Annotated in this window: 26 protein-coding genes and 1 other RNA gene; 1 reads left to right on the top strand and 26 read right to left on the bottom strand. The window is 49.3% G+C overall.

Features of this window, described 5'->3' with window-relative positions:
* Window positions 1-150: 150 nt before the first annotated feature.
* The 3 genes from CZ379_RS13795 to CZ379_RS13785 all read right to left on the bottom strand — a co-directional run bounded on the left by CZ379_RS13795 (window position 151) and on the right by CZ379_RS13785 (window position 1,709).
* On the bottom strand, window positions 151-897 hold the full coding sequence (locus CZ379_RS13795) for a lytic transglycosylase domain-containing protein (protein WP_110932143.1): 747 nt from the start codon (window positions 895-897) through the stop codon (window positions 151-153).
* A gap of 154 nt (window positions 898-1,051) precedes the next feature.
* Entirely contained in the window at window positions 1,052-1,444 is a 393-nt protein-coding gene (locus tag CZ379_RS13790) for a hypothetical protein (RefSeq protein ID WP_234404913.1), read from the bottom strand.
* A 37-nt stretch (window positions 1,445-1,481) separates the two neighbouring features.
* Window positions 1,482-1,709 (bottom strand): DUF1540 domain-containing protein, encoded by a 228-nt coding sequence (locus CZ379_RS13785; RefSeq protein ID WP_110932142.1) that lies wholly within the window; start codon window positions 1,707-1,709, stop codon window positions 1,482-1,484.
* A 145-nt stretch (window positions 1,710-1,854) separates the two neighbouring features.
* Here CZ379_RS13785 and CZ379_RS13780 point away from each other — a divergent pair, with 145 nt between their 5' ends.
* Window positions 1,855-3,774 (top strand): S8 family peptidase, encoded by a 1,920-nt coding sequence (locus CZ379_RS13780; RefSeq protein ID WP_110932141.1) that lies wholly within the window; start codon window positions 1,855-1,857, stop codon window positions 3,772-3,774.
* A 138-nt stretch (window positions 3,775-3,912) separates the two neighbouring features.
* Here the strand turns inward: CZ379_RS13780 and rnpB are convergent.
* From rnpB to CZ379_RS13670, 23 genes are all read right to left on the bottom strand, one after another.
* Window positions 3,913-4,328, bottom strand: an RNA gene (rnpB, locus tag CZ379_RS13775) — RNase P RNA component class A.
* Window positions 4,329-4,430: 102 nt separating this feature from the next.
* Window positions 4,431-5,546, bottom strand: a complete 1,116-nt coding sequence (locus CZ379_RS13770) for a Nif3-like dinuclear metal center hexameric protein (RefSeq protein ID WP_110932140.1) — start codon at window positions 5,544-5,546, stop codon at window positions 4,431-4,433.
* Complete coding sequence (locus CZ379_RS13765) at window positions 5,522-6,301, bottom strand: tRNA (adenine(22)-N(1))-methyltransferase (RefSeq protein WP_110932139.1); 780 nt, start codon at window positions 6,299-6,301, stop codon at window positions 5,522-5,524. Before CZ379_RS13765 ends, CZ379_RS13770 begins: the two co-directional genes overlap by 25 nt.
* A gap of 183 nt (window positions 6,302-6,484) precedes the next feature.
* Window positions 6,485-7,615 (bottom strand): RNA polymerase sigma factor RpoD, encoded by a 1,131-nt coding sequence (gene rpoD, locus CZ379_RS13760; protein ID WP_110932138.1) that lies wholly within the window; start codon window positions 7,613-7,615, stop codon window positions 6,485-6,487.
* A gap of 45 nt (window positions 7,616-7,660) precedes the next feature.
* Window positions 7,661-9,481 carry a DNA primase gene (gene dnaG / locus CZ379_RS13755; protein ID WP_110932137.1) on the bottom strand — a complete coding sequence of 607 codons (1,821 nt, stop codon included), beginning with the start codon at window positions 9,479-9,481 and terminating at the stop codon, window positions 7,661-7,663.
* A gap of 43 nt (window positions 9,482-9,524) precedes the next feature.
* On the bottom strand, window positions 9,525-9,986 hold the full coding sequence (locus tag CZ379_RS13750; protein ID WP_110932136.1) for a YaiI/YqxD family protein: 462 nt from the start codon (window positions 9,984-9,986) through the stop codon (window positions 9,525-9,527).
* 32 nt (window positions 9,987-10,018) lie between these two features.
* On the bottom strand, window positions 10,019-12,097 hold the full coding sequence (gene glyS / locus CZ379_RS13745) for a glycine--tRNA ligase subunit beta (protein WP_110932135.1): 2,079 nt from the start codon (window positions 12,095-12,097) through the stop codon (window positions 10,019-10,021).
* On the bottom strand, window positions 12,090-12,977 hold the full coding sequence (gene glyQ, locus CZ379_RS13740; RefSeq protein WP_110932134.1) for a glycine--tRNA ligase subunit alpha: 888 nt from the start codon (window positions 12,975-12,977) through the stop codon (window positions 12,090-12,092). Before glyQ ends, glyS begins: the two co-directional genes overlap by 8 nt.
* A gap of 139 nt (window positions 12,978-13,116) precedes the next feature.
* Window positions 13,117-13,275 carry a hypothetical protein gene (locus tag CZ379_RS26215; RefSeq protein WP_199925605.1) on the bottom strand — a complete coding sequence of 53 codons (159 nt, stop codon included), beginning with the start codon at window positions 13,273-13,275 and terminating at the stop codon, window positions 13,117-13,119.
* Window positions 13,276-13,333: 58 nt separating this feature from the next.
* The gene (gene recO, locus CZ379_RS13735) at window positions 13,334-14,083 is read right to left on the bottom strand and encodes a DNA repair protein RecO (RefSeq protein WP_110932133.1); all 750 of its coding nucleotides are present in this window, start codon (window positions 14,081-14,083) and stop codon (window positions 13,334-13,336) included.
* A 26-nt stretch (window positions 14,084-14,109) separates the two neighbouring features.
* Window positions 14,110-14,262, bottom strand: coding sequence for a YqzL family protein (locus CZ379_RS13730; RefSeq protein ID WP_110932132.1), 153 nt, complete (start codon window positions 14,260-14,262; stop codon window positions 14,110-14,112).
* 158 nt (window positions 14,263-14,420) lie between these two features.
* Window positions 14,421-15,323, bottom strand: a complete 903-nt coding sequence (gene era / locus CZ379_RS13725) for a GTPase Era (RefSeq protein WP_110934375.1) — start codon at window positions 15,321-15,323, stop codon at window positions 14,421-14,423.
* Window positions 15,324-15,367: 44 nt separating this feature from the next.
* Window positions 15,368-15,775 (bottom strand): cytidine deaminase, encoded by a 408-nt coding sequence (locus CZ379_RS13720; RefSeq protein ID WP_110932131.1) that lies wholly within the window; start codon window positions 15,773-15,775, stop codon window positions 15,368-15,370.
* A 66-nt stretch (window positions 15,776-15,841) separates the two neighbouring features.
* Window positions 15,842-16,210: a diacylglycerol kinase family protein gene (locus CZ379_RS13715; protein ID WP_110932130.1), complete on the bottom strand. Its 369-nt coding sequence runs from the start codon at window positions 16,208-16,210 to the stop codon at window positions 15,842-15,844.
* Window positions 16,210-16,710, bottom strand: a complete 501-nt coding sequence (ybeY, locus tag CZ379_RS13710) for an rRNA maturation RNase YbeY (RefSeq protein ID WP_110932129.1) — start codon at window positions 16,708-16,710, stop codon at window positions 16,210-16,212. Before ybeY ends, CZ379_RS13715 begins: the two co-directional genes overlap by 1 nt.
* Window positions 16,694-18,970 carry an HD family phosphohydrolase gene (locus tag CZ379_RS13705; RefSeq protein ID WP_110932128.1) on the bottom strand — a complete coding sequence of 759 codons (2,277 nt, stop codon included), beginning with the start codon at window positions 18,968-18,970 and terminating at the stop codon, window positions 16,694-16,696. Before CZ379_RS13705 ends, ybeY begins: the two co-directional genes overlap by 17 nt.
* Before the next feature lie 96 nt (window positions 18,971-19,066).
* On the bottom strand, window positions 19,067-20,038 hold the full coding sequence (locus CZ379_RS13700; RefSeq protein ID WP_110932127.1) for a PhoH family protein: 972 nt from the start codon (window positions 20,036-20,038) through the stop codon (window positions 19,067-19,069).
* Between the two features lie 6 nt (window positions 20,039-20,044).
* Window positions 20,045-21,226, bottom strand: a complete 1,182-nt coding sequence (gene yqfD / locus CZ379_RS13695) for a sporulation protein YqfD (RefSeq protein ID WP_110932126.1) — start codon at window positions 21,224-21,226, stop codon at window positions 20,045-20,047.
* Between the two features lie 6 nt (window positions 21,227-21,232).
* Window positions 21,233-21,520 carry a sporulation protein YqfC gene (yqfC, locus tag CZ379_RS13690; RefSeq protein WP_110932125.1) on the bottom strand — a complete coding sequence of 96 codons (288 nt, stop codon included), beginning with the start codon at window positions 21,518-21,520 and terminating at the stop codon, window positions 21,233-21,235.
* Window positions 21,521-21,977: 457 nt separating this feature from the next.
* A complete protein-coding gene (locus tag CZ379_RS13685) occupies window positions 21,978-22,421 on the bottom strand; it encodes a GatB/YqeY domain-containing protein (RefSeq protein WP_110932124.1) in 444 nt (147 codons plus the stop codon).
* A gap of 16 nt (window positions 22,422-22,437) precedes the next feature.
* Window positions 22,438-22,611, bottom strand: coding sequence for a 30S ribosomal protein S21 (gene rpsU, locus CZ379_RS13680; protein ID WP_005547957.1), 174 nt, complete (start codon window positions 22,609-22,611; stop codon window positions 22,438-22,440).
* A 130-nt stretch (window positions 22,612-22,741) separates the two neighbouring features.
* The gene (locus CZ379_RS13675; RefSeq protein ID WP_110932123.1) at window positions 22,742-23,107 is read right to left on the bottom strand and encodes a histidine triad nucleotide-binding protein; all 366 of its coding nucleotides are present in this window, start codon (window positions 23,105-23,107) and stop codon (window positions 22,742-22,744) included.
* A 310-nt stretch (window positions 23,108-23,417) separates the two neighbouring features.
* Window positions 23,418-26,005, bottom strand: a 2,588-nt coding sequence (locus CZ379_RS13670) for an SbcC/MukB-like Walker B domain-containing protein (protein WP_110932122.1), incomplete at its 5' end; no start/stop codon positions are given.

Genomic DNA, 26,005 nt, shown 5'->3' with positions numbered 1-26,005 from the left:
TATAATCCTTGTCTATTGTAACGGAATTATTGCTATATCGTCATTGTCAAAAAAAAGACCAAATGGGAAATCGCAGCGAATCAGCGTTTTCTCAAATGATCTCTGACTTATTGCATATCCAAACATACGGGCAAGCTCTCCCGTCAACCGTTATATTTCATACTTTAATCGAGCATTATCGATCTTTGTAATGTAATTTTGCGTTTCCTTCGGAAGCAAGTGCAACTTCTCCATCAATTCAAGATCATTGCTTATTCCAAGACGCTGAATGCGTCCAGGCCCTGCATTATAAGCTGCTAAAGCCGTCTTCTCCTCGCCGCCAAAACGCTTCAACTGGGAGGACAAATAACGCGTTCCACCATCGATATTCTGAGCCGGATCAAACGGATTGCTTACTCCAAGACCTCTGGCAGTTCCATCCATAAGCTGCATCAGCCCTTTAGCCCCAGCGGACGATACGGCATTTGCGTTAAAGGAGGATTCGGTCTCGATAACGGCCTTGATTAGACTCTCCGCGACACCATAAGCTCGGCTGGCACGGCTAACAAGCTCGTCAATACCTAGCCCTGCACCTGTAGCCATAGACATTCCCGCAGTAGAATAAGAGCCCTCAACAGGAATGGAGGCGATCTCCGTCTCACTATACATCTGCTGCCCGAGAATATACCAAAGGGCATTGTCCATCGAACCTGACAGCATTTGGCCCGCATTAAGCATGCCGTCCTGCGTCATAGTCTTCTCTTGTCCCTCCGCCGTCATTAGCTCTTGCAGCAATATATCAAATAAAGAATCTTCGCCACCGGAAGTGGTTCTTTGAACAGAAGTGCCTTGAAGGTCGATATCATTCATCATTTGGAGCTGAATCAGCTGTCCCATTGTGCGCGTATCGATTTCCATCTTATTCTTTAACTCCTCTTTCTCCCCACGGAATGATCTATCCTATATTTTACACTTGAAATCCGACAATAACCACCTTTTTCCGAAAATAATTTCCTTAAATAAAAAAAGACCTTCGTCGTGTAAAGACGAAAGTCTGCGCTAAAAACAAAAATTATCGAGTAAAAGGAATCAAAAAGAAATAACTTAACGTAGCGATAGCACCCAGCCCAATCGCCCAAGCTCCAGATGTTTTGCTGCCTTGGCTATAAGCGTAGAAGCCCATTACAGCGGCAAGGGGCCCTAGAATAATCGACCACACGAACAAGGAGGCAATTCCCAGACCCACACCTACATAACCAACAGTGCGGCTGGCTGTTCCGGTATCATCTGCTGTGTCGTCCCGGTCGGCTTCGCGGTCTCCCCGCGAGCTCTCAAACGTCCCTGTCGGCGCTACCTCGGCGGAATACTCCTCCTGATGGGTACGGCGAGGATAATCCACACGCTCGCTATCGTTATCCAACTCATCTTTAAACAATTCCATTTTATCCTTATTGTCGTCCGTCATCTTCAGCACCTCCAAGTATTATGACTTTCCCTGCTTCTTACGATGATTTGGGCTTAAATGTGTGACAGCAAGTAGCAGCAGATGAAGCGGCGGTATCCTTATGTTCGCTATCAAATTCCTCGCCTGCGAATTCCGCATCATATTTGCGATCCGCATGCTTATCGATATCGATCATAATCAGATCCGCATTACAATAATTCTGTTCTCCCCAATACGAACAATTGGAGACGCTGCATCTAACGATTGGTTTATTGCCATTTGGCATTATGATCACCTCGCATACATTTTCCCCCGCCAAGATGATGGCTATGCGACCGAATTAATGTCAATTCGATACAGCAGCTTAGGAATAATATGAAGGCTAACTCCTCAACCTACGGATACATGAAATTACAGCAGGAGGGATGTCAATGAAATGGGGTAGATGGGTTGTAATTGGATTATTCGCGGCTGCAGCCATAGCGATTTTTTCTTTTTTTCCGACGCTTAGTCCGGGCTCGCAGCACGAAGTCAAGCAGCAGCAAACGAGGCCGCGTATACAGCAATCCAAGCAGCTAAACGTACCGAGCCCGGCCGATGAGCAACATTTAAAGCAGCTTATGCTGCGGAGAGACGTGACGGCGACGGAAAGACTGGCGAGGCTCGATTCCAAAGGGCATTTAAAGAAATTGGCCGCAGAGCTAAAAGACACCTCGCTCCCTAAGCTGTCCGCCGATATACGAGAACTGCAAAAGGGGCATAAGCAATTCCGTACAATCATGCTGTACAGCTCCGCGGAAAAAAAGGATAAGCGATTCCACAGCTCTAATGAACGGATTTCACCGGAAATCCAGAAGCAAATGGATTACTACACGGGACTCGCTCGTAAAGCGCTCCGCAAGTCCCAAACGTACGAATCACCTGCGTTTCCCGAAAAAGATCCTCATTTTTTTGTCGTTGCCGAGCCTTCCAAGCATAACAAGGATGGGGTCATCGCCGTCATGGATACCCACATCCTAAAGCGAGTGAAGGAACACCAAGACAAAAATCTGCGCTTGATCCCTTACCCGAAAGAGGGTAAATATAAAATCGAATCCGTGCATACGGATACGCTTAAAGACATTACTGTAAAGACGGGCCATGACAATGAGAAAGCGAGCCATTATTACGAGAATGAAATCGTGGTAACTTTTAACGAGCCTCCGTCCAAGCGGCAACTCGCCCAAATCCAGGCGGATATTAAGGCAGATACGGCTAAACGCCCAAGAGCCATTCGCAACACCTATATTTTTCAATCCGAAACCATGAGCATGGAGGAATTGAAAAAATACTTCGTCCAAAAATGGCATCCCGCCTTTATCGAGCCGCATTATTTGTATTTAACGAATGAAACGGCTCCGGTCGCCGATAGCCCGGAAATTCCCAACGATATGCTCTTCTCGGAATATCAATGGAATTTGCCCATCATCGAGACGAACCGAGGCTGGAAATTATCCAAGGGCAGCAACGATGTCATCGTGGCTGTAGTGGATACAGGAGTGGATTTGTCTCATCCGGATCTGAAAGGACGGCTTCTCAAGGGGTATAACGTAGTCGCTCCTGACGAGGAGCCTATCGATGATGTGGGCCACGGCACTCATGTTGCCGGAATTATTTCAGCGAATGTCAATAATGGGGAAGGCATCGCCGGAATGATGTGGGGAGGAAAAATTCTACCGGTTAAAGCGCTGGATAATTCCGGCTCCGGCACGACTTATTCTGTTGCGCAAGGTATTATTTGGGCCGTGGATAATGGAGCTAAAGTGATCAATTTAAGCCTCGGAAATTACGCTGATGCCCAGTTTCTGCATGAAGCGATCAAATATGCTTATGACAAGGATGTCGTTCTTGTCGCGGCTACAGGCAATGATAATACGGAACGCCCAGGATACCCCGCAGCTTATCCAGAGGTACTGTCCGTATCCGCCACCGATTACAATTTGCAAAAGGCGTCATTCTCCAATTACGGCGATTATGTCGATGTTGTGGCGCCAGGAGAGAGCATTGCCAGCACCTACCCGGACAACCAATACGCTGCATTATCGGGTACATCCATGGCGAGCCCCCACGTCGCCGCGCTTGCCGCCTTGATTCGCTCCGTTAATCCGGATCTAAAAAATACGGAAGTAATGGACATTATCCGCAGCAATGTCATCGATCTTGGCGACCCTGGCCACGACAATCTATACGGCCACGGACAAATTGATGTCTATGCGGCGCTGGAGGCCGCCGGTGGCAGCACGGCTCCGCTTCAACTTTGGCCCCAGCACATTGATCAGAGGCTTAAGCGGCTATTGGAGCAAAAAATGTGACGTTGATTCGCATATACGTTCATACGCATAATAAAAAGAAGATCGCTTGGCTGCCATTAGGCAAAGGCTAGCGATCTTCTCTGATTGTTGGAATAGAACAGCGCAATGTCTGTTCGCAATTAAATAACATGTTGCAGTGATGAAAGTTTGCCATAAGCCGGGTTCTGTACCGTTTGCGGTCATTCGGGAACTACCCTTCCGCTACTAGGCGACAATCATCTATCTAGGCCGTACATTACTGCACGGCTCCAGCGACCAACCTAGACGCGCTTCGGGCAAAAGCTGCTCATGGCCCATACGGGCGCAAGCTGCGTCTCATTAGGTCTTGCTCCAAGTGGGGTTTACCAGGAACGAAGTCACCAGCGTTCCTCGGGGTCTCTTACACCTCGGTTCCATCCTTGCCTGTGCTCGCCTTGCGGCGGCCATCGGCGGTCCGTTTCTGTGGCACTATCCTTCGGCTCGCGCCGACTGGACATTATCCAGCACCCTGCCCTATGGAGCCCGGACTTTCCTCCCGCGGCCATTTAGCCGCCGGCGATTGTCTGTCAAACTTTCGAAGGCAACACTTGTTAGTATACAGGGATTGCTCCATAATCACAAGTATGAATCGCCACCAAAGCTGACGTTTTATGCCAAGATGCCCGCACCTTACGCTGTTATCGAAACATAAACGGCTCTGTATCAACGGCCGAGGCATGCACCTTCGTCTCATACTTGTGCTCAGAGAGCTTATCCTTGAGCCAGTCCGCTACCTTCGACTTCATAATCTTCTCGGCATTATGCCCAGGGTCAATCAGCGCAATGCCCGCCATGAGGGCGTCCTGAGCGGTATGATAATCAATGTCTCCGGTAACGAGCACGTCGGCTCCGCGGAATTGGGCGTGCTTCCAATAGCGTCCACCCGATCCTCCAACGACAGCAGCCTTCTTAATTTGCCGATTCAAATCCCCGATGACGCGAACGGCCGGAACCTCCAGCTTCTCTTTTACCCGTTCGACAAAAGCTTCAAGTGTAACAGGCTCCGCCACTCGCCCGACTCTTCCGAGACCTAGAGCGCGGCCTTTAAGATCCATCGGGTAAAGATCATAGGCCACTTCTTCATAAGGATGTTTTTTGAGCATGGCCTGGATGACCTTATTGCGAACGCTATCGGTGATGATCGTCTCAATGCGAATTTCCTCCGCGCGCTCCAGCTTTCCCTGCTGACCTAAATAAGGGTCGGTTCCTTCACGCGGCATAAACGTGCCATAACCTTCGAGATTAAAGCTGCAGTGGCTATAATTGCCGATCCAGCCGGCCCCTGCATGAAGAATAGCATCCAATACGTTCTGATGATGATCCTTCGGAACGAAGACGACGAGCTTATATAGCTTATCCGTATGAATATCCTCGAGCGGAATCACATCCTCAATGCCCAGCGCCTCAGCCATCCAGTCGTTCATCCCACCCTCGGTGACATCCAGATTCGTATGGCTAATATAGACGGCAATATCATTTTTAATCAGCTTCTCGTAAACCTTCCCCATCGGCGTGTCCGTTTGCAGTCCCGCAAGCGGCCTGAAAATGATCGCATGGTGTGCAATAATTAAGTCAGCGCCCAGCGATATAGCCTCATCGACGACCTCTTCATTTACATCCAAGGCAATCAGTACGCTGCGAATTTCTTTCTGCAGCGTTCCAAGCTGCAAGCCGATTTTGTCGCCTTCCATGGCAACGTGCTTTGGAGCCAGCTGCTCCATATATTGGATTACTGTCTGACCTTTGGCAAACATGCCAGCACCTCCTTAAGTTGCTTTATTAATAAACTTAGCTCCTGCGCCTTGTCCCGGGAAGCTGGGAGCTGAGAAGCGGCAACGGAACGATGGATTTTCTCCAGCTTGGAAATTTCCGATTTCCATTTTTCCAGAAATACGTCACTGGCTTGGGCGGCTAACCTAGGGCCTAGCATCAATAACAATTCCTTCGTTAACGCTACGCCGCTCTCTGCATCCTCCTCCCCTTGTTGCAGCAGCCTGTCCTTGTACAGCTCTTCATTCAGCTGGCTGGCATCAGGCACGGCATCCGCCGTAATGATCTCATAAATTTTACCGTCTTCAGCCAGGATCGTCTCATCCGTTACATACCAATCATGTTCCAGCAGCCAGCGCCTGACGAAATCCTCTCCCACATTAGGCTGCAGAATAAGCCGCTTCACTCTCTTAAGCTTATCTTGTCCCGCCTCAAGAATCGAGGTTATAAGCGCGCCACCCATTCCAGCGATTGTAATCGCATCTACTTCGCCAGCAGCGATCACTTCAAGCCCGTTTCCCTTACGAACTGCGACTCTCTGGCTTAATCCAGCTTCCGCCACTTGTCTCTTTGCGGCTTCCAATGGCCCGGCATTGACCTCTCCGGCCACAGCGGATACCGCTGCTCCGTGCTTAACAGCCCATACCGGCAGAAGCGCATGATCCGAGCCGATATCTGCAAAACGGCAGCCTGGCGGCAGCCTGTCCGCAATTTGCTGCAATCTTGATGACAATTTCATCCGAGTAACTACTCCCTCCATCCAACAAATATCCACACCATTTTCATTTGCAATAGGCCCGGAAAAAAGCTAAAATAAAATCAGCAAGAAAAAATAGGTAAAAAGTAAATGTAATGGAAATAGGTGCAACTTTTCTGAAAAAAAAGACCTTTCTGCTGCTGCAGAAGGGTCAAGGTTACACAACTATTCCAGGAAATCCTTCAACCGTTTACTGCGGCTCGGATGGCGAAGCTTGCGCAGAGCCTTCGCTTCAATCTGGCGGATTCTTTCCCGCGTTACACCAAACACTTTACCGACTTCCTCCAGCGTTCTCGTCCGGCCGTCATCAAGTCCAAAGCGCAGGCGCAGAACGTTCTCTTCACGCTCGGTCAGCGTATCCAGCACGTCCTCCAACTGTTCTTTCAGCAGTTCATATGCTGCGGCATCGGCTGGAGCCAACGCCTCCTGATCCTCGATGAAATCGCCCAAATGCGAATCGTCTTCTTCACCGATCGGTGTCTCTAGCGAAACAGGCTCTTGAGCAATCTTCATAATTTCACGAACCTTCTCGACGCTTAGCTCCATTTCAGCAGCAATCTCCTCTGGCGTCGGTTCGCGTCCGAGTTCCTGCAGCAATTGCCGGGATACTCGAATCAATTTATTGATCGTCTCTACCATGTGAACCGGTATACGGATCGTTCTAGCCTGGTCGGCAATCGCCCGCGTAATGGCCTGACGAATCCACCATGTCGCATAGGTACTGAATTTAAAGCCCTTCTTGAAGTCGAACTTCTCCACCGCTTTAATGAGACCCATATTTCCTTCTTGAATCAAATCGAGGAAGAGCATCCCGCGGCCTACATATCGCTTCGCAATACTGACCACGAGTCTGAGGTTAGCTTCTGCCAGACGTCGCTTCGCCTCCTCATCACCGTTCTCAATCCGCTTGGCTAGTTCAATTTCATCGTCAGCCGATAGCAGGGGCACTCTGCCGATTTCCTTCAAGTACATCCGCACCGGATCGTTGATTTTGATTCCGGGGGGTAATGTCAAATCGTCGTCAAAGCTAAATTCATCGCCTTCTCCACGACTCTCGTCATCACTACTGCGATGGGTAAGCTCCTCATCGCTGTCATTCGCAACATCTATTCCCAAATCCCCCAAATGCTCAAAAAACTCGTCCATTTGCTCTGGATCCTGATCGAAAGGCGAAAGCTTCTCCATAATCTCTTTGTACGTCAACGAAGATCTTTTCTTGCCTAATTCAATCAGCTGATCTTTAACCTGATCCAAAGTCAGTTCTGTTTCAGATTCCGTATGCTGATCGTTCGCCATACTTGACTCCCTCCTCCCTAGAAACATCCGCGAAAATTCATCCAGCTATTGTCTCTCTAGGGCTATAATCTCACTTGCAATTTGTGCCGCTCGCAAAAAATCCCCGGCACGCTCTGCCGAAACCATTTCTTCCTTCTTACGCTGAATTTGGGCTTGCAGCGGAACACGCTGAATTTCCCGAATACAATCGTCCAGCTCCTGAGTCGTCCACTCATCGGGAGTATCCATCATTGCGATGGAAGTGACGGCTTGCTCCAGCCGGTCATCCTGTAAGGATGATATAAAACGGCTGACATCCGGTTCTTTCCCCCCTGCGTAATAGGCGTATAGATAAGCAGCAATCGCCGCATGATCATTGATGTTAAAACTATCTCCAAGGCGATCGCCCACATAGCGGGCGACTTCTTCATGCTGGAGCATAAAGGATAACAATCTACGTTCCGCGACATGATAAGCAGGCAGCAATGTAGGCATGGAAGCCTTGCCTTTTTTATGCCTAACATTATTCCACCTTTTGGCGTTATTATCCCCATGGGATGTCCTTTTTTGCATACCTTGGCGGAATTGGTTGCATTCCTGTTTTAAGCTATCGAATGAAACCTGCAGCTCGGCAGACAATTCCTTCAAATAAATCTCCCGTTCTGTCGGCGACGGCAGAGGCGCTATTACTTCCAGAGCATCCTTGATGTAGGCGACCTTTCCATCTTCTTCTAGCAGTATATGGTTTTTTCTCAGATATATAAGCTTAAATTTAACTGCTGAAACAGCGCCATCCAAGACTTGTATCCTGAAACGCTCGGCCCCGTATTTCTGAATAAATTCGTCCGGGTCGAGTCCTTCACTAATCAGTGAAATTTTGATTTGGAAGCCTGTAGCCTCCAATATAGGAATACTCTTCAAGGCTGCGGCTTGTCCCGCATTGTCACCGTCATAGCACACGATGATTTCGTCTGCGAGAGTCCTCATCATACTGGCATGGCTTTCGGTCAGCGCGGTTCCCATCGTGGCAACCCCGTTATGAACTCCAGCCTCCCATGCACTGATCACATCGCCATATCCTTCAAATAATACGATTTGGCGCGACTTGCGGATTTCCGTCTTAGCCTGGTGAAGATTATAGAGCGTTCGGCTCTTGGTGAATAACCTGCTCTCAGGGGAATTTAAATATTTGGGTTGGCCTTCCCCGAGAATTCGGCCTGCAAAAGCGATCACTTTACCGCTGCGATTATGCAACGGAAAGATGATCCGGTCGCGAAAGCGGTCAACAAACCCTGATCCGTCTTGCTTGGACGACAGTAAACCGCCTTTTTCCATCGCACTGAGATCAAATGAGCGTTTGTCTAAAAATTGAACAAGCGTATCCCAGCGTGCCGGGGCATAACCGATTTGGAATGTGTCGATAGCCTTATCGCTAAACCCCCTTGACTTCAAATAGTCCATGGCTGGTTTGCCATGCTCTGTATTTTTCAGTAGAAAATGATACAGCTTGGAAGACCATTCGTGGGCCTGCAATAATTGTTCCATTTCCCGGCTTACAGGGGCACCCCCTGGCCGAAAGGCTCTATCCTCAAATGGAATATGGGCCTCTTCCGCCATGGCTCTGACTGCTTCGGGGAAGGATAGTCCTTCGATTTCCATCCTGAATCTGATGGCATTTCCGCCTTTGCCACAGCCATAGCAGTGGAACATTTGTCGTTCGGGCGTCACCGTAAAAGACGGCGTCTTCTCCGAATGAAAGGGACAAAGCCCCTTCATATATTTGCCCTGTTTAGTTAGATGAACGTGCTTGCCCACCGTATCGACGATATCATGCTGCTGCAAGACCGCCTCGATGATCTCCTCCGGAATTCCTCGTCCGGTACTCATCCAAACCACCTTCATCTCTATATAACACGTAAATAGTAATTCGCTAAAATTGTACATTCTCCTGCATATCTCGCAAAACTTTTGACAACACATCGATAAACTTTTTACGGTCATCGTCCGTAAAGGGCTTTGGCCCTTTGAAATAACGGCCGCCGCGCCTTGCTTTTGCGTGATGATGACGACGCTCCAGCAAATATTCAATATTGCCCGAATGATACTCGTCGCCCCTTGGCGACAATATTCGGCAAGATTTGGCTAAAGCCAGCGCAGCCAATCCATAGTCCTGGGTAACCACCACATCGTTTCTAGCGATATGGTTGGCAATGTACAAGTCCGCGCTTTGCTGGCTGCGGTCAACCTGAACAACGGTAACCCCCGAGACCTGCTTAATCACATGGTCATAGGAGGATACCATCAGTACACCGACACCAAACTTTGCAGCTGTATCAACAATTTCAGCTTTAACAGGACAGGAGTCCCCGTCAACGACAATACGTATACTCATCTGACTCAGACTCCCACCCTTTTAATCTGGTATTATGCCCAAACGAGCTTGCTGAAATCGGCGAATATTCTCAGGTCTTCATCAATGGCTTTGAGCAATGCCAGACGATTGGCACGAACCGTTTCATCCTCAGCCATAACCATGACTTTATCGAAGAACAAGGTAATATCGCCTTTCAGGCTAGAAATCAATTGCAAAGCCTTGACGGCATCCCGTTGTTCCAATGCCTTTTGATATTCAGTCTTCACCGACTTCCAGCCTTCGTACAGCTGTGATTCCGCTGGCTCATTCAATAAATCCGAACGCACTTTCTCAGAAGATGCCTTCGCAGCCAAGTTGCTTACTCTGCCAAACGATTCGACCGTCGTTTTGAAATCGTCTTGATTGTTCACCGCAGCCATCAGCGTTTCTCCTCTTGCCATAACGGAAACTACATCGTCATAGCCCGCTGAGATGACCGCATCTACGACATCGTAACGGACATGATCAGACAGCGTCTTCTTAATCCGTAGTCCAAAGAAGTCCGTCAGATCTTTTAATATCTCTTCCTTCGATCGTTTCAAATCATGGAAATGTTGATGTGTTTCCAAGGCGATTTCGAACAGCACGGGAAGCGTAAGCGAGAGCTTGTGCTCTAAAATAATCTGTACGATCCCTGCAGCCTGGCGGCGAAGACCGTAAGGATCCTGCGACCCCGTCGGAACAATGCCGATAGAGAAACAGCCTGCGATCGTATCGATTTTATCGGCAATGCTAACAATCGAGCCTACTTCGGAGCCCGGTACCGCATCGCCGGCAAATCTAGGCTGATAATGCTCGAAGATCCCCTTCGCCACGGCTTCCGATTCTCCAGCCTTGCGCGCGTAATCTTCGCCCATCACGCCCTGTAGCTCGGGAAACTCATAGACCATCTGTGTAACGAGATCGAATTTGCAAATTTCCGCGGTGCGATTAACCGCTTCAGCGGTTCCCGTATCGATCCCTAGCTCAGCGGCCAGCTTCTCGGCATTGCGCCGGATACGGCGTACTTTATCGCCGACTGTGCCAAGCTCCTCATGGAAGACAATGCTCTCCAGCTTCGATAAAGCATCCTTAATCGCCAGCCTCTGATCCTCTTCATAGAAAAATTTAGCATCGGACAACCGAGCCCGCAGCACCTTCTCATTGCCTCTGGCAATAACTTCGATGTGATCGGCATTGCCATTCCGCACAGTTACAAAATAAGGAAGGAGCTCCCCTTGTTCATTCAGTACCGGGAAATAACGTTGATGCTCGCGCATCGAAGTAATCAGCACCTCCTGCGGAATGTGCAGGAATGATTCCTCGAAGGTTCCAAACAGCACGGTCGGCGTTTCCACCAGGAACAGTACCTCCTCCAGCAAATCTTCCTTCACCGAAATATTCCAACCTTGCTCTTTAGCCAAGGCGTTAATTTGCTGAAGTATCATTTCCTGGCGCTCATCCACATCAGCGATCACATGGCCTTTACGCAGCGCCTCCACATAATTCGACGGCTGTCCAATCTCAATCTCTCCACTGAGAAAACGATGCCCACGCGTAACATTGCCTGACTTTACACCCGCGATTTCGATGTCGATAACCTGACTGCCCAACAAAGCTACTATCCAGCGGATCGGCCGTACGAATTTAAATTCATAGCTGCCCCAGCGCATATTTTTCGGGAAGTTCATCGCATGCAGAATATCCGCCAATCCCCCGGCTATGATCGAAGAAGTCTCAACACCGGTCTGGCTCTTGCTTACATATACGTACTCGGTGCCTCCGAGCTCTTTAAAGGTGAACTGCTCCGGATCAGCACCTTGACTCCGCGCGAAACCAAGCGCTGCTTTGCTCCACTGTCCATTTTCGTCCAAAGCGATTTTGCGCGAAGGGCCTTTTACTTCTTCGTGAACGTCCTTTTGCTTGTCCGCCACCTCTTTAACCAGCACCGCTAGGCGGCGAGGAGTCGCATAAACAGCAACCTCACCATGCTGGATCAGGTGCTCGTCCAGCCATTTTACCGTCCGATCACTCAACTGTTCCATAGCACCGCGAATAAAACGGGCCGGCATTTCCTCAAGCCCGATTTCAAATAATAAATCCTTAGCCATGGATTTCGCCCCCTTTCTTCAGCATTGGGAATCCAAGCTTCTCTCGTTCCTCCAAATACGTTGCCGCCACCTGGCGGGCCAAATTACGCACGCGCGTAATGTACCCTGTTCTCTCCGTCACGCTAATCGCACCGCGCGCATCAAGCAGATTGAACGTATGCGAACATTTCAGGACGTAATCATAGGCCGGAAATACAAGATGCTGATCCATAGCCTTGGAAGCTTCCTGTTCGTACATGTTGAATAAGGTAAAGAGCATTTTCACATCCGAAGTCTCGAACGTGTACTTGGAATGCTCGAATTCCGGCTGATGGAATACATCGCCATACGATGTTCCATTAACCCACTCGAGGTCGAATACGTTTTCCTTCTCCTGGATGTAAGAAGCGAGGCGCTCCATACCGTACGTAATTTCAACGGCGACGGGATTCGTTTCGATGCCCCCAACTTGCTGAAAATACGTAAACTGCGTAATTTCCATACCGTCAAGCCATACTTCCCAGCCTAGGCCCCATGCGCCGAGACCTGGATGCTCCCAGTTATCCTCAACAAAACGGATATCATGCTCCAGCGGGTTAATGCCAAGCCGCTCCAAGCTCTCAAGATATATTTCCTGAATATTATCAGGAGAAGGCTTCAAAATAACCTGAAACTGATGATGCTGATACAACCGGTTCGGATTCTCGCCATACCGGCCATCCGCCGGTCTGCGGGAGGGCTCTACATAAGCGACATTCCAAGGCTCCGGCCCAATCGAACGCAAGAACGTCATCGGGTTGAGCGTTCCTGCGCCTTTTTCCACATCATAAGGCTGCACAACGATACAATTCTGCTCCGCCCAGAACTGCTGCAGCGTTAATATCATTTGTTGAAAATTCATGAACCACAACTCCTTCACACTTGTTCGTGTTCAGCTGACGGTAAAATGACGTGCAAAAAGCTCCCGTCACCTACGCCTGCTGTTCAGACGTAGGGACGAGAGCTGTTACTTCCCGCGGTTCCACCCTACTTGATTTGCATTACGGCAGGCTGCCATATGAGCCGTCGTTTTGCAAAATCCGCTTTTTCACGATCATTTTCGTGCTCCAGGGCCGCCCTTTCATGAATCTCTCCAGCTCGGGCTTGCACCATCCCCGAGTCGCTAATCCGGTTAAAGAACCACTACTTTTCCCATTCAACGCACGAGTCTCTAATAAGAGAAATCTTTTCTATAATACATGAATTACGAATATAAAGTCAAATTTCATATTTGTCTAATTGATCAAGGAAGTTCCTGGATTTCAGCTGCAGGCCAAGCTGCATATCAATGAAAGCACGCATAATTTTTTTTAACTCTTCCTTTGTCGAATCCCTTACCTCAACGTTGCCTAAACGGCGCAGATCCATGCGCTCAAACAATGATAAAAGCTTGAAGGTTCCCGGGGCTACCTTCATCGCGGCAGGATCATGATGCCTGCAGCTGCGGCACAGTCTCCCTCCAAGCCGCGGGCTGATGAAGTGCGTATCGTCCTGCCGTCCACAGGATAGACACTCCTCTATGACCGGGCCGTAACCAGCCGCCTGCAATATTTTCATTTCGAATAAATGAATGACGATTACCGGATCCTTGCCAGCGGAGAGTCCGGCCAGGCAAGCCTTAAGCTGATTGAACCAGAAGCTGCCGACTTCTTCATCCTGCAGCGTCCGATCCAGTAGCTCGCACGCATAGGATGCATAGGCCGCCGAATATAAATCTTCACGTAAAGAAAAGTGAGATTCTATAATCTCACCTTGATTAAGCGTTCCAAGACCTTCTTTTTGCCTATAGAACGTATATTCACCATAAGTAAATGGCTGGGTCAGAGCAGCATGACGACTCTTGACCTTTTTAGCCCCGCGGGCGAGAACCCCGATCTTGCCGTGCGTTGCCGTGCACAGCGTAATGATCTTGTTCCCCTCACCATAATCCATGCTGCGGATGACGATTCCTTCCACCCTGTATAGCATGTTTCTCCCCCAAGCCTGCTTTGTTGTTACAGCGGAGCCGCGTCTACATCCTGCTCCGTAGCATCCAGCTCTGCCGCTGCCGCAGCTTCCCCTGAGGAATCGCTGCCGGATTCTTTGTATAGCATGTAAGCATCGACATCTCCAGTCATCGCAAAATACTTCCACGAAAAATCTCGCATTCGTATTCATCCTTTCTTCGGAAATGAAGCTGCATTATGAATAATAGGATGACCCGGTGAGCCTGGACTATGTGATGTAATAACTACCATAACTGACAAGTATTAAATGAGCATAAAACCGCGGATTAGCTCGTCTCGAACAAGCAGCCATCCGCGGGCTAAGCGTCTCGATGGAAGCCAAGATCCTTCAATATTCGTTCCTGGTTCCGCCAATCCTTCTTCACTTTGACCCATAGCTCGAGAAAGATTTTTGAACCGAGTAAATTTTGAATATCCTGTCTTGCCTGCTTGCCGACTTCTTTAAGCAGCGCGCCCTGCTTGCCGATAATGATTCCTTTCTGCGAATCCCGCTCTACAAATATTACCGCGGAAATATAGACAACCCCATTATCCTCCACCCGCATATCTTCGATCGTCACTGCAATGGAATGCGGCACTTCCTCACGCGTTAAGTGCAGAATCTTCTCACGAATCAATTCGGCACAGACAAATTGCTCAGGATGATCGGTAATCTGGTCTTCAGGATAATATTGCGGCCCCTCCGGCAAATATTTGCCGATTTGCTCAAGCAGCGTAGTGACGTTATTGCCGAGTATTGCAGAAATCGGCACGATTTCTGCAAAATTATACAGATCGCGATACTGCTCAATCATGGGCAGCAGCTGCTCCGGCTCGATCCGGTCGATCTTATTCATGACGAGAATCACGGGAGTGTTGACGTCCTTCAGCCGCTCGATAATGAATCGGTCGCCTCCTCCGAATCCCTCGGAAGCATCCACGAGGAACAGTACAGCTTCTACTTCGCCTAATGTATTCAATGCGGTCGTGTTCATATAATCCCCAAGCTTCGATTGGCGCTTATGGATGCCTGGAGTATCCAGGAACACGATCTGCATGTTATCTGTCGTATATACACCATGGATTTTGTTCCGCGTCGTCTGCGGCTTATCGGACATAATTGCAATTTTCTGCCCAATAATATGGTTCATCAATGTCGATTTGCCGACATTCGGCCTGCCGACGATGGCTACAAACCCGGATTTAAACTTTTTCTTCGCCATTTTCTCTAGTCCTTTCTTCGTGCGATACTGCATCTGATGTGAGATTACGCTTTCTGCAAATCGGCAGGCCCGAAGGCATCAGGCAGCAGCTCGGCAACCGTCGTTTCCCTAATATCGCCTTTCATGTTGCCAAGAATAACGGGCATGTCGGGACTGCACAGCTCCAGCATAACCTGACGGCATACACCGCACGGCGCAATGGGCTCATCCGTTTCGCCGATAACAGCAAGCGCCTGGAAGCTTCGCGGAGCAAGTCCATCCGCTATAGCACGGAACAGCGCTGTGCGCTCCGCGCAGTTGGTTGGCCCGTAGGCCGCATTCTCAATATTGCAGCCGTGATGAACATGGCCATCCGCATCAAGCAGTGCGGCGCCGACCGCAAAGCCTGAATAAGGGATATACGCAGCAGCCCGTGCTTTAATCGCTTCTAACAGCAAATTCGTGTTATCCATCGTCATCATCTCCTCTGGCAATAAGAAAAACGTAAGTACTCTCCTCTTGCATTTCGTCATCAGGAGCTACTGAAAATACCCCATGACCGGCTCATAAAATAGCAAGCATCCCACACATACCGCAACCATCGCCATGACAAGCACTGCGCCGGCCGCAGTATCCTTTGTCTTCTTCGCGAGTGGATGCCACTCCGGCGAGACGAGATCCACAATGGATTCCAACGCCGTGTTAACTAGCTCTGCCGCAATGACAAGGCCAATGACGATAAGCAGCACTGCGATATCACGACCTGGAAGCCGAAAATACATGGCAGCCAGCAGAACAATGACCGCGGCTAGCAAATGGATCCGCATATTCCTCTCCGACCTCAGCGCTGATACAATGCCTTCAGCAGCATAACGGAAAGTGTCGCTCCATTTCGGTGCGGGCTTCATTAGCGGGTCAGCCCTACTTGGGCGAGGACAGCCTCCTGCTTCCCCATCATCTCCGCTTCGCTCGCTGCATCCTGATGATCGTAGCCAAGCAGATGCAGGAAGCCGTGAACGAATAAAAATCCGATTTCCCGGTTCAAAGAATGACCGTAATCTTCACTTTGCGCCTTCGCCGTCTCCACCGAAATAATAATATCTCCGAGCATGTCGCCAAAGCCGTCCTCCAGCTCTTCGCCTTCCTCCAGCTCGTAAATAATTTCTTGCTCATCTTCCAGCGATTCATTCATAGCAAAAGAGAGCACATCCGTAGGCCGATCAATCCCTCGATATTCTCGATTGAGCGCATGGATCTCTTCATCATCCACAAAAGTAAGGGCTACTTCGCCTTCGGAAACTCCTTCGGCCTCTCCCGCTTTTTGCAGCAGCGTATTCAATAGCTTTATTAAATCTTCCCCGATTTCGAGAATTTCTTGCTCATTGTTGCATTCAAGCTTTAGCCCCATGACCTTCCTGCCCCCCGTCTTTCTCTCCATTACTTACCTTTTTAATTTCTTCCGGATACTCGATCCGCGAATGGAAAATGCCCATCACCGTTTCCTTCAACGTCTGAGCGATGACATCCAGCTCTCTCATCGTCAGATCGCATTCATTGAATTGATGGTCGTCGAGACGGCTTTTGATGATCTTCTCGATCATCGTCTCAACCTGTTCCACGGTCGGCTTACGCAGGGAGCGAACCGCCGCCTCTACACTGTCGGCAATTCCGACAATCGCCGATTCCTTCGACTGCGCTTTCGGCCCTGGATAACGGAAGTCCTCCTCCGTAAAGTCCGGTTCAACGCCCTGCTCTTCAGCCAATCTAAGCGCCTTATGATAAAAATAGTGCAGGAAGGTCGTTCCATGATGCTGCTCCGCTATGTCGCGGATCGGCTTAGGCAGCTTATAATCCTTTTGCATCTCTACCCCGTCACGGGCATGTGCGATAATAATCGATTTGCTTAGCTTAGGATCGATAAAGTCATGCGGATTCTCCATATTGTTCTGATTCTCGATAAAATAGCTCGGACGCTTTGTTTTTCCGATATCATGATAATACGAGCCTACCCGGCACAATAATCCGTTAGCGCCGATCGCCTCCGCGGCCGCCTCCGACAAATTGCCGACCATGACGCTATGATGGTACGTTCCCGGCGTCTCCGTGAGCAGCTTGCGCAATAAAGGATGGTTCGGATTGGAGAGCTCGACCAGCTTCAAGGCGGAAAGTATCCCGAATGTGACCTCGAAGAAAGGCATTAGGCCAATCACTAGGATCGTCGTCAGCAGCCCGCCTGCCACGGCAAATCCAATGGCATACAGCGTACTGGATTCCGTCCAGCCATTATTATCAACCAGAATCAGCGTGAATACCGCCAAGGCCCCAAACAGCGTAATCATAATCCCTGCCTTTAGCAGCGTCGAACGCTGGCTGGCCCGGTGGATGGCAAATATAGCTGCAAAGGAAATTACGACTGCAAAGAATCCAAATTGGAAATCAAAAATTTGGCCTTTATGCACATTAAGAATAATACTAGCCAATATACTGAACAATATAGAACAAATATAAGCCAAAGACATATCAAGCAGCAGCGTAATCAGCATGGCTCCTACCGCGACAGGCGCAATATAGCCGATATAAGGCCGCTGTTCATTTTGCACAATATTGACGACGTGCATCGACATAATCGTAATCAAAATAATGAGAAGCAGCATAACGAACTGCGCGTTGTTGTACTTGAAGCGGCTGGCGCCTTCCGATTGACGGATATACATAATAAGACCGACCGCCAGCAGCGAAGACAGAATAACCAGGCCGAATTGCGGCCAATAATTCACTTCATCCTTGAGCAGCCCGTTCTTTTCCAGCAAGGAGTACATTTCCGGGGTAATTTTCTCCCCTTTTTGCACCAGCACATCCCCTTGTTTGATGAATACGGTCGGCGTGTTCTCGCGCGCTTCTACCTTCGCCGCTTTTGTAGCTTCCTCGTCATAGAACTTGTTTGCTGTAATCGCTAGCCGGGCCAACTCCTGGACGACTTCTCGGGATACGCGCTTGCTCAACGAACTCGTGCTCACTTGCTCCGCAACCTTGGCACGCGCTGTCTGGGCATCCACAATTTGATCTGTAGTCAGCCTAGCTACAATATCGGCAGCCACAGGCTTCATTTCATTTATATCCTCCGGTGTCAGCCGAGGGATTTTAATAAACGTCTCTTCAGAAATCTGATAAGCCTGCTCACTGATCCGCTCGTTCACTTCTTCGAACAGCTTCTCGGAATAGTTAGGCGAATTTCTGTTGTTCCGAATAAAATTCTGAATATGATCCTCAGCCCGCTGAGGCAATTCTTCACGATAAATTTTAATCTTATCGTCGGTCGACACCTGATCATCCTGGTTAAGGCGGAATATCCGATCAAGCATTTGCCCGATGAGCGCCTCATTGCGTAGCGGCAGAATCGTGTAAACTTGCCCCACCTTTTCAGCTGCTTCTTCCTGCGCCTTCAGCGTAGCCTTGGTATCCGGAATTTCCATAGGAGCGAGGATTTCTTTGTCGCTCGGCAGCCCAACAGCAATATCATAGGTTTCTGGCAGCAGCTTAGGCGCCAAACTAGCATAGAACATAATAATAAGCAGCGCAAACAGAACATAGCGTACAGATACGCTATGTCTCCATCCGGCTGTTCGGGATTGCAGCATTTTACCTTTTTGCGTTTCGTTTGAGGTCATAGTGACAGCCCTCCTGAAAAATTTAAAGCCCGGCAACCTTACATTTATACATTTAGGAATATGATCGGTTCAACTGTAGGTTCCAAGCTAGTCGGATTAACCCTGATTTTCAGCAGCACGGTCATAAGCAACAATAATTTTCTGTACAAGCGAATGACGCACAACGTCTGATTCCGTAAAATAAACGAACCCGATTTCTTCAATTTCCTGCAAAATATTCTTCGCTTCGATCAGCCCCGACTTCTTCCCTTTGGGCAAGTCGATCTGTGTTACGTCACCCGTGATGACCATTTTGGAACCAAAGCCAAGTCGCGTCAAAAACATCTTCATCTGCTCCGGCGTCGTATTCTGGGCCTCGTCCAAAATAATAAAGGAATCGTCAAGCGTCCGACCACGCATATAGGCGAGCGGCGCAATTTCGATAAGGCCGCGCTCCAATGCTTTAGCCGTTTGCTCAGGTCCCATCACATCATATAAAGCATCGTACAGTGGACGTAAATAAGGGTCTACCTTTTCCTGCAAATCACCTGGCAAAAACCCAAGATTCTCTCCCGCTTCTACCGCAGGCCGGGTAAGGATAATCCGTTTGACCGTGCCTTCCTTAAGAGCAGTAATCGCAAGGACAACAGCTAAATAAGTTTTGCCCGTTCCCGCTGGGCCGACACCAAACACAATGTCACGCTTCTTAATCGTCGTCACATAATGCTTCTGTCCAATCGTTTTGACCCGTATCGGTTTCCCTCGATAGGTGACAGCAATCTCACCCTTGTATAAATCAAGCAATTGATCGGCGCGGAGCTCCTTCGCCAAATCGATCGCGTAGAGGACGTCTCTCTCGGTCAATATATAGCCGTTACGGATCAGCTCCAGCAGTACTTCAAACAGTTGCTTAGCAATTTCCACCTGACGGGATTCGCCACGGATCGATATTTCCGACTCTCGCAAAACGACGCCAGCGCTCACGCTGCGCTCGACCAGCTTCAAAAAAGTATCCTGCGGACCGAATAAAGACAACCCTTCTGATGCATTTTGCAATGTAATTTTTGTATGCGAAATTTGTTCTGACAAATAGACTCATTCTCCTTGCTCGTGTACTATCGGAAGTTCTTCCGCTATATTCTGCTCTACTTCAAAAAGCACTTTCATATAAACTTTACCATTGTCTGACTTCTCATGCAAAATTTTTTGACTCATTATTTTCGATTCGACACCATGTTTCGCATGAATGTCTCTTAAAGCTCTTTCGATACCGTCTTCTTTTGCTTTTTTTTCCGAAATCTTCAATTGAATTTCTGTCGTTTCCAGCAGCTTCTCGCTCATCCAGCCGATGGGAAGCTTCAAGCTTCTCCAGGTCAGCGGGTCAATCTCACTCAATGTTTGGAAATGGGCAAACCCCACGCTTCCGTAGCCGGTAATTTGGATGGCCGTTTTGCCAAAGAATAAATACCCCTTCACCTTTTTTTCCCCGGTGTATGCATTCTGTTTCCGCACTAGCGGCACCTCAATATTATACTCATGCCAAACGCTTCCCTTAATCTCTCCTTTGGCTACAACATAGCTGTTGCCTTGAACCCCGGCAATGAGCACCTGCCCCTTTCTGACCCGATCATGCTTCTTCACCTCAGGCTGCCCTCTCTCGGCATAAATGTGCGTAATAATGGCATCGGAGTTACTGACAAGATGGCTCGGGCTATGCAGTTCCTCTTCCTTTGGACGAGTGGCTTCAACGACCTGAATGGTAATCCGCGTTCCGCTTCGAGATACACCGACCCAAGATGTCCCTGGCAGCTTGCGCGTTAATTCAGCCGATAACTTGTCCTGCTTTGGCATGCGGAATATCCATTGGAAAGGATAGATCCCCTCCGCGCGAGCAGCAAGCAGCACGTCTTCGGTAGAGATTTCTTCATTTCCCTGTACCTCAATATCCCACACAAGAGAGGATAGAGCAAATATTATTGCTATAAACAGAGCAAAGCCTGCGATAAAAATCTTGCGGCGCCACAGCCTATTGAGCAAAAATGGCACGCCTATTCGGCGTTTGACGGACATCCTGCAGCCTGTCCGCTTTAATAATGGACGAAGGGCGAAGTAGTCGTCCAGCTGTATGTTCATCTCCATCTTTCGCTCCGGTAGGGGACGCACATTCCATATCTCTATGCCTTCCTTGGCGAGCTCATTAATTAGCTGCTCGAGATGCTGACCACGGACGATAATGGTCACGCTGCCGCGCAGACGGGACAACACCGATGATTTCATGAGGGTTCACTCCTCCACTCCTTGATATTTAATGCCGAAAATCCGGCCTTCAATCATGATTTCCTCGGGCATGATTGCCTTGATCACAAGCTCTGCTCCCTCCACCTTCAGCATCCCTTGCTTTAGCTCAAGATGCATTTCCTCCGGAGAGAAGTGAACCAAGCCATGATGATTCTCAATCAGCAGTTGCTTGTTGCCGATCATGGTGAGCCTCGGTAAATCGAATACAAGTTCCCCCGGCAAGTCGAGAGCTTCGACTGCCCATTTGCGAATTTTCCGTGATAACTGGCTCATTTAAGGCAACCCTCCTTCCTCTACCCTACAAAATATGCGCCTGAGGATGAATTTATGAGAGCCGGGGCAAAAAGGAGGCAGAGCGATTAACCAGTTTGACGAGTAACCCTCTTCATCAAGTTCAGTTTGGTGTTTGGAGACTGGAGATTAGAGTTTGAAAATTGGAGATTGGAGTTTAACTGGATTTAATGCTTCTATTTGAATTTATGGCGACTATTCCTCAGAACAACTGTATTTCATTGTTTGCGTGGAGCTGGGATCCGTTGATGGAAATGACGATGGAAGCATGTCGAAGTCTCATTACCTGCTTTTCTAACAATTTCGTTCATAAGATCGAGTAAGCAGCATTCCTGCTGCGGTATGCGGTAATATTACAAAAACTCAACCTGGTTGAAGCATAAATGCACACAACAAAAAACACCCTCTACATAATGTAGAAGGTGTTCGTTTGCGTATGCTATTGCAAAAGCTGCTGAACCGCCTGATTCACGAGCTTCCCATCTGCCCGGCCTTTGACCTTGGGCATTAGTGCGCTCATGACTTTCCCGATTTCTGCCTTCGAAGAAGCACCGGTTTCCTGGATGGTCTGCTGTACAATGACTTTAATTTCTTCTTCTGTAAGCTGTTCAGGAAGGTACACGGCAATAATCTCAGCTTCAGCTTTGACCTTTGCAGCAAGATCATCGCGTCCTGCTTTTTCAAATTCTTGGAGGGCATCTTTGCGCTGTTTGATTTCACGACTTAGGATATCAAGCACTTCATTATCGTTCAAAGGTCTTTTCAGATCTATTTCAAGATTCTTGATCGTAGCACGAACCATTCGAATGGTGGAGAGTTTGAACTTGTCTTGACTCTTCATCGCTTGCTTCATATCTTCGTTCAATCGCTCGCTAAGATTCATTGGTAGCTAATTCCTCCTAAAACTTTCTCTTACGAGCAGCCTCGGACTTTTTCTTGCGCTTTACGCTTGGCTTTTCATAATGCTTGCGTTTCTTCACCTCAGCCAATACGCCATCCTTTGCGATGGAACGCTTAAAGCGACGAAGTGCAGCATCAATTGTCTCGTTTTTGCGAACTTTAGTTTCAGACACCAGTTTTCCCTCCCTCCGACCAGACCGTCCAAGAGCATAACACGGTTCATCACTCTTCATTATAGGGGAAAAATAAATGGGGTGTCAACCAAACACCTAGTTTTTATCTTTCATTTTCACCATTAAATTTTTAGATGGCATGTGAATCGGAACTTTGAACAAGTGCTCCGAGTTTTGCCCCGCCTATTAAATGATAATGGATATGGTAGACAGCTTGTCCGCTGTCAGGGCCGCAGTTGTTGATGAGGCGATAGCCCGTCTCGGCAACCCCCAGTTTCTTTGCGGCTTCCTGAGCCACCCGGTGCAACTCTCCGAGCATGGCATAATCCTCGGGTCCCGCATCGTTCATCGTCGCAATATGCTTTTTGGGAATAATCAGTACATGCGTCGGCGCCGCCGGCTGAATATCATGGAATACGAGAAAGGTATCATCTTCGTACACTTTGTTTGATGGGATGGTTCCTTTTGCGATTTTGCAAAACAAACAATTTTCCATTTCCATTGCCTCCTACGAATATATATGTACCATCATACCTAAAATTAGCAAAAAAAAGAAGCACCCTGCTCCCTCGGAATCGAGTTCGCTGGTCGTACGGACGTATTGGACCCAAAAGAGTCTCTGTCACCAATACGTCCGACGGGGTGCTTGCAAAATGATGTCGGCTAACTGTAGTATAACAGCCGGATGAAGCTGTATCTGTGATATACATCACGGTTCCGAAAATGTTTTCACCTAATTTTTTTATTAATCTATTTTGGTTCCAAATACGCTTGTCTGCTCTAGGATTCCGCTCGCCTGCCTTCTGCTATAGGCTCTCCAGCATAACACGAGAACCTTCGCCACCGCTTTCAGCAGGTATAACGATCAGTTTGCGGGCTAATCTAGCACGAAGTTCGGCCACGTGGCTAATAATCCCGACGGACAAATGGTCATGATGAAGATGCTCCAAAGAAGTAATGACCGTATCCAGCAGCTCGGGATCCAATGTACCAAAGCCTTCATCCAAGAAGAAGAACTGCAACGGATACTGGCCGCGAAGCTGTATTTGCGCGGATAGAGCCAACGCCAACGCCAAGGAAGTAAGAAATGTCTCCCCGCCTGATAGAGTAGCTACCGGCCGCTTCACTCCGCCATTCGCGTCGTCGCGAACAACAAATCCGCCACCGGAATCGCTCTCCAGCGCGTATCTCTGATTTGTTAGAAAGCGCAGCCGCTGTGATGCAGCTTGGCTGACGTTCATCAACTGCTCCTCCGCAATGTATTCAACGAATGCATTCCCGCGGAGAGAAGCTTGCAGCTTGGCAAGCAGCCCCGCCTCATGCTCCCGTTTCAAGCGGGCTTCCTCAAGCTTCTGCCAGCGAATATGCCTCTTGTCTAGATCCTCTAAGTCTCGCTGCGACCTAGCCTTCAATTGCAACGCAGCCTCATCCTGTTCCTTGGCCAATCGCAGCGCTTCGCTGCACTCCTGCCATTCCTCTTCCGTCACATTCCGGCCTTCCAGTTTGGCCTCAAGCTCTTTAAGATTGATCATCAGCTCTCGCTCGGCATCCCGGTGGGATTGGATTTGCTGCTCCAAGGACTTCATCTGCTCCCCATCCATGAGCGCTGCTGATGCTTGCTGTTCATGCTCGAACGGAGAGGCGGCAAGCTCTGCCTGCCACTGCTCCAACAGCTTCGTCTCCTGCTCTTGGGCCGCCAAGGCAGCTTGCTGCGCCAATACGTCTTCCTGACTGCGCCGCTGACGTTCTATCTCTGCTTCTGATTGACTGCGCTTGCCCGCTTCAGCCTGTGTCCGCAATAAATCAATGCGCTGCCGAGTATTATGTAGCAGGATGTCAGCAGATTCCTCGCCAATCCAGGTCGTTAGGCGAGCCTTCTTATCTCGGAGTAAATCCTGTTTGCCCTGCATTTGAATTTCCCACTGCAATAATGATTTATCAAGTTCGGTGATGCCGCGCTGCAGTTGGGCGATATTCGCCGTCTTCTCTTCAATAAAAGGTATGCTTAGAGCTAATCGCTGCTTGATCTCCTCCGTAATGCGGTCACGCTCGTGAATTTGCTCCATTCGGCTTACCGCTTCATCAGGAGTCAAATCCGGATGCTCTTGTTCCCATTCCTTATTAAGCTGGGCCAGCTCATCCCGGCATGCAAGGCTGTTCTGGCAGGATTGCTCGGCTAATGCGGCCGCCGAGGTGGCCTCCGCCTTTGCAGAAGCCAGCTTGGTCTGTATCTCGGTTAACTTGTGCTGCTGTAGTTTGGCTTGTTGCTCAAAATAAGCAAATTCCCTGTGCCAGTCGTCCTGTTCTGTCGTCAGGCCCTCATGCTGCTGTACTAATACAGTTATCGCTTCGGGCGATTCGATATTCAGCTCTATTTCGTCTACATCTGCTTCGAAAGAGGGCGGTGCATCCGATTCAACGGAGATCGATGCGGCAGCCTCCCGGTATGCTGCAAAAATGGCAGAACTACCTTGATCTTGATTTGGATCTTGACTTGGATCTTGAGTTATATCTAGATTGTGAGCCTGAAGCTTGTTCTCATCCTTGTCACCAACCTGACCCTGAGACTGGCCCTCCATCGTATTTAATAAGCTGTTAAAAGCATCCGAATCTCTGGACACCGCGTAGCGGAGATCGCGAGCCTGCACCAGCAGAACCCCAGCCTTCTCCAGTTCCGACTCGCCCAAATACAAGCTGCTTGTATCCGTGCTCGGAGCCGCCGGCAATGGGTGCTCTGTTGAGCCGCACACCGGACATGGTTGTCCGCTGCTTAGCGCCTCAGCCAATCGCAAAGACCATTGATGCTCATCCCGCTCTTTAGCGAAGCGCTTCAAAGCCGCTTCATGACGCTCTACTCGTTTCTCGAATTCAGCAGCCCCAGCTTTCAGTCCTGCCAACCTCTCTCTAGCTTGCCATCCCTTCCCGATCAGAGCTTGACGCTCCTCCGAATAGATTGCTCCCTCCTTGGCCAGAGTTTCCAAGCGAGTATTTGCCTCGGCAGACTGCTGCACATGCTTGCGCTCATCCGCCTCCGCCTTGTTCAACGCCTCACGGGCATTGTTTATTCTCTGCTGCCGGGAAAGCGCCTCTTGAACCTGCCTGCGGTCAGATGCCTTCACTTCGTTCTGCTTCAGCCGCTCCTCGAGCTCTTGCTTGCGCTGTTGCGCCTTGGCCAGCAGCTGCTCCTGCTTGTCCAGCTCTTCGCTGAGCTGCCGGTGCTGCGCACTTCCCTGCTCACGCTTGGCTTGGAGGTGCTTCACCTCCGCCTCCAGCTCCTCGCACTCCGCCTGCAGCACCTTCGCCTGCTCGAGCTGGTCCAGGCGCAGCAGCAGCACCGGCTCCTCGCGCCCGAGCTCGGCAGCGGCCGCCTCTGCCGCCTCCGTCGCAGCGCGAG

It is taken from the genome of Paenibacillus bouchesdurhonensis, from assembly GCF_900155685.1.
In the GTDB taxonomy this organism is placed as follows: Bacteria; Bacillota; Bacilli; order Paenibacillales; family Paenibacillaceae; genus Fontibacillus; species Fontibacillus bouchesdurhonensis.
This window is presented reverse-complemented; position numbering and strand designations above follow the sequence as displayed.

Coding starts and splice junctions, on each gene's coding strand:
- CZ379_RS13675 (WP_110932123.1), bottom strand. CDS start 23,107: ATGGAAAATTGTTTGTTTTGCAAAATCGCAAAAGGAACCATCCCATCA.
- dnaG (WP_110932137.1), bottom strand. CDS start 9,481: ATGAGTACCGGACGAGGAATTCCGGAGGAGATCATCGAGGCGGTCTTG.
- yqfC (WP_110932125.1), bottom strand. CDS start 21,520: ATGAGCCAGTTATCACGGAAAATTCGCAAATGGGCAGTCGAAGCTCTC.
- glyQ (WP_110932134.1), bottom strand. CDS start 12,977: ATGAATTTTCAACAAATGATATTAACGCTGCAGCAGTTCTGGGCGGAG.
- CZ379_RS13705 (WP_110932128.1), bottom strand. CDS start 18,970: ATGACCTCAAACGAAACGCAAAAAGGTAAAATGCTGCAATCCCGAACA.
- CZ379_RS13765 (WP_110932139.1), bottom strand. CDS start 6,301: ATGAAATTGTCATCAAGATTGCAGCAAATTGCGGACAGGCTGCCGCCA.
- CZ379_RS13770 (WP_110932140.1), bottom strand. CDS start 5,546: ATGTTTGCCAAAGGTCAGACAGTAATCCAATATATGGAGCAGCTGGCT.
- rpoD (WP_110932138.1), bottom strand. CDS start 7,615: ATGGCGAACGATCAGCATACGGAATCTGAAACAGAACTGACTTTGGAT.
- glyS (WP_110932135.1), bottom strand. CDS start 12,097: ATGGCTAAGGATTTATTATTTGAAATCGGGCTTGAGGAAATGCCGGCC.
- CZ379_RS13720 (WP_110932131.1), bottom strand. CDS start 15,775: ATGGATAACACGAATTTGCTGTTAGAAGCGATTAAAGCACGGGCTGCT.
- CZ379_RS13795 (WP_110932143.1), bottom strand. CDS start 897: ATGGAAATCGATACGCGCACAATGGGACAGCTGATTCAGCTCCAAATG.
- era (WP_110934375.1), bottom strand. CDS start 15,323: ATGGCGAAGAAAAAGTTTAAATCCGGGTTTGTAGCCATCGTCGGCAGG.
- CZ379_RS13685 (WP_110932124.1), bottom strand. CDS start 22,421: ATGAATCTTAGCGAGCGATTGAACGAAGATATGAAGCAAGCGATGAAG.
- CZ379_RS13730 (WP_110932132.1), bottom strand. CDS start 14,262: ATGCGAGATTTTTCGTGGAAGTATTTTGCGATGACTGGAGATGTCGAT.
- CZ379_RS13715 (WP_110932130.1), bottom strand. CDS start 16,210: ATGAAGCCCGCACCGAAATGGAGCGACACTTTCCGTTATGCTGCTGAA.
- CZ379_RS13780 (WP_110932141.1), top strand. CDS start 1,855: ATGAAATGGGGTAGATGGGTTGTAATTGGATTATTCGCGGCTGCAGCC.
- ybeY (WP_110932129.1), bottom strand. CDS start 16,710: ATGGGGCTAAAGCTTGAATGCAACAATGAGCAAGAAATTCTCGAAATC.
- CZ379_RS13785 (WP_110932142.1), bottom strand. CDS start 1,709: ATGCCAAATGGCAATAAACCAATCGTTAGATGCAGCGTCTCCAATTGT.
- yqfD (WP_110932126.1), bottom strand. CDS start 21,226: ATGAAATCATCGGTGTTGTCCCGTCTGCGCGGCAGCGTGACCATTATC.
- CZ379_RS13750 (WP_110932136.1), bottom strand. CDS start 9,986: ATGAGTATACGTATTGTCGTTGACGGGGACTCCTGTCCTGTTAAAGCT.
- recO (WP_110932133.1), bottom strand. CDS start 14,083: ATGCTATACAGGGTGGAAGGAATCGTCATCCGCAGCATGGATTATGGT.
- CZ379_RS13790 (WP_234404913.1), bottom strand. CDS start 1,444: ATGACGGACGACAATAAGGATAAAATGGAATTGTTTAAAGATGAGTTG.